Consider the following 1,317-nt stretch of genomic DNA (forward strand, 5'->3'; position numbering starts at 1 on the left):
GGGCGTACGCCCCTGGAGGCAGCTCAACAGGGAGTTGCAGCATGACCACATCCACCCACTCTCATAAGGACTGGACCGACAAAGGGGGTCACGTCAGCCCCTCCTGCACCATCAGCCCGGGATGGCTCCGCAGCTGCTCCACAGTGGTCGCCAGTACCGCCTGCTCCCGCCAGTCGGCGGGCAGCGCCAGCCATAGCGGATCGAGGAGCGGCTGCGGCAGCGCTATTCGCCGCAGCGGTGGCCACGCCTCTGCGGCATCCAGGTCGGCCATGGTCATTGCCAGCTCGCCACCGCCGAGGCGCTGCACCCAGGCGGCGGTGTGATGGCAGCCGTTGCCGGCGGAGCGGAGAACCAGACCCTGTTGCTGCAGGGCCCGCTGCAGGCCCGCAGCCACGCCGCGATGGGGCACGAGCACAGGCGGCCAATCAGCGCAGGGATCCATCGGCCCCGTGGCCAGCGCTGCCAGCAGGAGCCGGAGGCCGCCCAACGGCACCAGCTCCAGGTCCTCGATGTGGAGCTCAGCCGCGCCGTCCAGCTCCAGCCCTGAGATCAGGGCCCCATCCAGCACTCCCTCCCGCACAAGTTCCAGCCAGGACGCGACGGCGCGAAACCGGGGTGGGCTCGAAAGCAGCCAGGGGAGGCCATCGAGTAACGGTTGGCGCAGCAGATCCGTCCCGATCCGGGCGACCCCGTCCTCCAGGCGATGGGTCCGGCAGCCGAGACGTAGCAGGCGCATTGTGTTTGTGGATCCGTAGCAGCAGCCCCGCAAACGGCGCCGATTCGTCTCCAGGCCAAAGTCCCTAGCCAGGGCGCGATACCGACGGCTGACAGTGGGCTGACTCATGCTGAGCAGCCGGCTGGCCTGCAGGGTGGTGCCACTGAGTTCCAGCAGATCGAGCAGGCGGATGTCCTGGAGCAGGTCCGGCAGGCGGTAGCGCTGGGCCGGTAACAGCGCCGCTGGTGCGCAATCCATTGGGGGCTCTCGGGTGCTGCAGGCAGCCTCCGCGGCCTGAATGGGATAGCCCCGTTTCTTGCTGCGAAAAAGCAGCAGAGCCAGAAAGAGTTGAGCACTTGCCTTGGTTCTGCATTGGTTCTTCGCATGAGCTGTTGCCGCCGGCACCGCAAACGGCCAGGCTGCGCTGATGAGCTCTCCCCTGCGCTGTCACCTGCTGATCGGCCCGCCTGCCAGCGGCAAGACCACCCTCGCCGGCGTTCTTGCTGGCCTCACCGGTGCCGTGGTGCTCTCCACCGACGTGGTGCGCGGCGAGCTGTTCGGCGATGCGGCCGTGCAGGGCCCCTGGCGCGACATCGAGGCCC

Annotated in this window: 2 protein-coding genes; one reads left to right on the forward strand and one right to left on the reverse strand. The window is 68.3% G+C overall.

Going from position 1 to position 1,317, the window contains the following annotated elements; translation table 11 throughout:
- Positions 1 to 88: 88 nt before the first annotated feature.
- A complete protein-coding gene (locus tag CJZ98_RS17710; RefSeq protein WP_094592416.1) occupies positions 89 to 973 on the reverse strand; it encodes a helix-turn-helix domain-containing protein in 885 nt (294 codons plus the stop codon).
- A gap of 169 nt (positions 974 to 1,142) precedes the next feature.
- Here CJZ98_RS17710 and CJZ98_RS17715 point away from each other — a divergent pair.
- Positions 1,143 to 1,317 (forward strand): AAA family ATPase (locus tag CJZ98_RS17715; protein WP_157911099.1); only part of this gene is annotated, 175 nt, incomplete at its 3' end.

It is taken from the genome of Vulcanococcus limneticus LL (assembly GCF_002252705.1).
GTDB classification, from domain to species: domain Bacteria; phylum Cyanobacteriota; class Cyanobacteriia; order PCC-6307; family Cyanobiaceae; genus Vulcanococcus; species Vulcanococcus limneticus.

Coding starts and splice junctions, on each gene's coding strand:
- CJZ98_RS17710 (WP_094592416.1), bottom strand. CDS start 973: ATGGATTGCGCACCAGCGGCGCTGTTACCGGCCCAGCGCTACCGCCTG.